This is a genomic window from Suilimivivens sp. (assembly GCF_037359455.1).
Lineage (GTDB): Bacteria > Bacillota > Clostridia > Lachnospirales > Lachnospiraceae > Suilimivivens > Suilimivivens aceti.
Genome location: NZ_JAXXXI010000011.1, coordinates 1 through 2,818, shown reverse-complemented (window position 1 = coordinate 2,818; position 2,818 = coordinate 1). Strand labels below are relative to the sequence as shown.

At 44.1% G+C, this 2,818-nt stretch carries 5 protein-coding genes and 1 pseudogene; all 6 read right to left on the bottom strand.

Annotated elements, in window-relative coordinates; genetic code table 11:
* Positions 1-105: 105 nt before the first annotated feature.
* Positions 106-609, bottom strand: a complete 504-nt coding sequence (gene greA / locus WJQ40_RS01805) for a transcription elongation factor GreA (protein WP_118797526.1) — start codon at positions 607-609, stop codon at positions 106-108.
* Between the two features lie 6 nt (positions 610-615).
* Positions 616-1,089, bottom strand: coding sequence for a CBS domain-containing protein (locus WJQ40_RS01800; protein WP_118797525.1), 474 nt, complete (start codon positions 1,087-1,089; stop codon positions 616-618).
* Between the two features lie 35 nt (positions 1,090-1,124).
* Positions 1,125-1,676 carry a DJ-1 family glyoxalase III gene (locus WJQ40_RS01795; protein ID WP_337537704.1) on the bottom strand — a complete coding sequence of 184 codons (552 nt, stop codon included), beginning with the start codon at positions 1,674-1,676 and terminating at the stop codon, positions 1,125-1,127.
* Between the two features lie 226 nt (positions 1,677-1,902).
* Positions 1,903-2,007 (bottom strand): annotated as a pseudogene (locus tag WJQ40_RS01790) (DNA methyltransferase); the annotation flags it as partial.
* A gap of 68 nt (positions 2,008-2,075) precedes the next feature.
* A complete protein-coding gene (locus WJQ40_RS01785) occupies positions 2,076-2,402 on the bottom strand; it encodes a type II toxin-antitoxin system RelE/ParE family toxin (protein ID WP_262573872.1) in 327 nt (108 codons plus the stop codon).
* A complete protein-coding gene (locus tag WJQ40_RS01780) occupies positions 2,395-2,649 on the bottom strand; it encodes a type II toxin-antitoxin system prevent-host-death family antitoxin (protein WP_337537703.1) in 255 nt (84 codons plus the stop codon). The genes WJQ40_RS01785 and WJQ40_RS01780 overlap by 8 nt, the downstream gene beginning before the upstream one ends.
* Positions 2,650-2,818 lie beyond the last annotated feature (169 nt).

Genomic DNA, 2,818 nt, shown 5'->3' with positions numbered 1-2,818 from the left:
CTTACGCTGCTTATCCTGAAGTTTTCTTCATTCAAAGCCTTTCGTATCACTTATCTTGTTCATAGTATCTACGCTGCTGAAAAAAATATGTTGGTAAGTTTTGCCTTAAAAATCCCGGAGTCTTTCTTCCTCTTCATCCGGATTTTTTTCTATTTTTTTAACAATAAGATAATAACCGGCATTCTTATTGATCTCCACATAAACCCGGTCTCCGGCCTTATGCTTCAGCAGAGCCTTCCCTATGGGCGATTCCACGCTCACAAGTCCGTTCAGGGAATCACCCCGCATGGTCGTCACAAGCTTATAGGTTTCTTCACTGCCGTCATCTTCAAACTGTACCGTAACTCTGGTATTGACTCCGATCTCATCCTCTCCGGAATCATCCGGTATGATCTCGGCTGTTTTGATCATTCTCTCCAGAAAACGGATCCTGCTCTCATTTTTGTTTTTTTCTTTTTTTGCTGCGTAATATTCAAAATTTTCACTCAAGTCGCCCTGCGCTCTTGCTTCCTTGACAGCCTCCAGAAGTTTTGGCCTGACATTCAGCTTTCTGTCCTCTATCTCTGCCTCCATGGCCTGAATGTCCTTTTCTGTTAACTGATTATACATTTCCCCTCATCTCCGATTCATTTCCATTTTACCAGGCTGCATCTGACCAATACTCATACCGCCGGCTTCAAGCTGTACAGTCACCAGCTTCTTGCACAGATACTGGATCAGATCCTTTCTGGTAATAATACCGATAAAACGCTTTCTGTCATCAATCACCGGCACAAAATTCTGATTCATTGCCTTATTCAGCAGATCTTCCATGTTTACATCCACATCCACCGGTTCATTATCCCATTTTCTTTTGATGCTCATAATAGAAATATCTTCCGATTCCTTTACAGAAAGATTTTTCTGCTCCTTAATGCACCAGAGCAGATCTCCCTCTGTCAGTGTTCCCACATACTGTCCGTCTTCACTGATGATAGGTACTGCGGAATACCCATAATGCTCCATCTTTTCCAGTGCCTGACGCAGGGAATCTGTGTCGTGGATATATGCCACCTCATTTTTGGGTGTCAGAAAAAATAAAATATTCATATTGTATTATCCCCAATTATCTATCTCTTCTGTTTTTACAGCTGGTATACAACCTTCTGTGCCATCTCATCAGCTGCCTGCTCTCCCTTGAGCTTCTCTATGATCGCAAGTCCGAAGGCAATGGCACAGCCCATTCCTCTTGCAGTAATGATGTTTCCGTCTGTGACAGCCTTGTCTGCGACCCACTCGGCTCCGGTCAGTTCTCCTTCCATTCCCGGATAAACAGTAGCCTTTCTACCCTGCAGATGTCCTCTGTGTCCAAGAATAGAGGGTGCTGCACAGATCGCACAGACCAGCTTTTCGTCCTTCACAAAGGCATCTACCTGCTTCATCAGCTCCTCACAGTGCTCCAGATTCTTCGTTCCCGGCATACCGCCCGGAAGCACGATTCCATCGAATGCGCCGAAATCTGCTTCAGAAAGCACCTGATCCATTCCAACTGCAATTCCATGAGATCCTTTCACTGTCTTTTCTGCTGTAATGGAAACCATATCCACCCGGATATCTACCCTTCTAAGCAGATCCACTACCGTAAGTGCCTCGATCTCTTCGTAACCCTCTGCAAAAAATACCCCTATACGGTTCATACTCTTCAACCTTCTTTTCTATGTAATCATTCTGTCAGACCAGCACTCCGGAAATTTATATTCCTTCCTTTCCGTGCACTGACTACTGTAATATTATAACATTGTTGCGTTTTGTTTCCAATAAATGAATTGTGAATGTTTTATGAAGGTTTTCTAAAGCAAAAACCTGCAGATCTCCTTAAGCCGGCAAAGGCTACGGAAATCTGCAGGTTCCCAACGTCAGGGATTCCTCAATGCTCATAGTGGGATAATGATTTTCCGCCGCGCCCTGTACTTTCTTAGCCGAGTAGCGCCAAGGGGGATCGGCGTAAATGATAGAATACTTTTTTATTTTTTCACGCTTCTTTTGCACATGAAAAAACCGCCTGTATTTCTACAAGCGGTTCAATGGTTTGTCATTTATTCATCTGTTGTACTGTCTCCGAACAAAATCCGCATATAATCGCAGCGGGCATAGAGAATACGGTCAATAAAAACTTCGCTGCCGTAAGCACGGTAGAAGCTAATGTAATTGCCGCTTACAATAAAGCGATAATCGCTCTCTATATCCGCAATCGAAGATAGCGGAGCTCCAGCCTGCGCATGGTTCTGTAAAATGCGGAGACTCTTTGTAATTCGACTTACGGTTGCCAATGCTGCGGATGGGTTTAGTAACTCTTCCTCAATATAGGCTTTGATTTCTAAAAGATCATTCTGGGCTTCTTCGGATAAATGCAAATTATTCATTGACAATCCCGAGGTTCTTCTCCACAGCTTCCAATGTCAGCCAGCCTTTCTCTTCACCAGATTTTCGGCCTTTCGCAAGTTCATTCATCAGCCGGAGGGTTGCCTGTGTCTTTTCAAAGTCCTGCATATCGAGAATTACATATCTGCCGCGCCCGTTCTTTGTCAGAAAAACCGGAGCACCAACAGCCACATCATGCAGCACATCGCTGTAATTTCGCAGATCGGAAATGGGTTTGATATTTGGCATATTGCTCAACTCCTTTCACCCATAGTATATCCCAATCTGCTGTAAAATTCAACAGCAGTTTTTACAACACACGAATTTTATTGATTTCCAATTTGCTAAATTTCATTGCGGGCTGCACGGATGCGCTCACTGGCGGCGGCATAAAAGGCCGGGGCCGTTTCAAAGCATA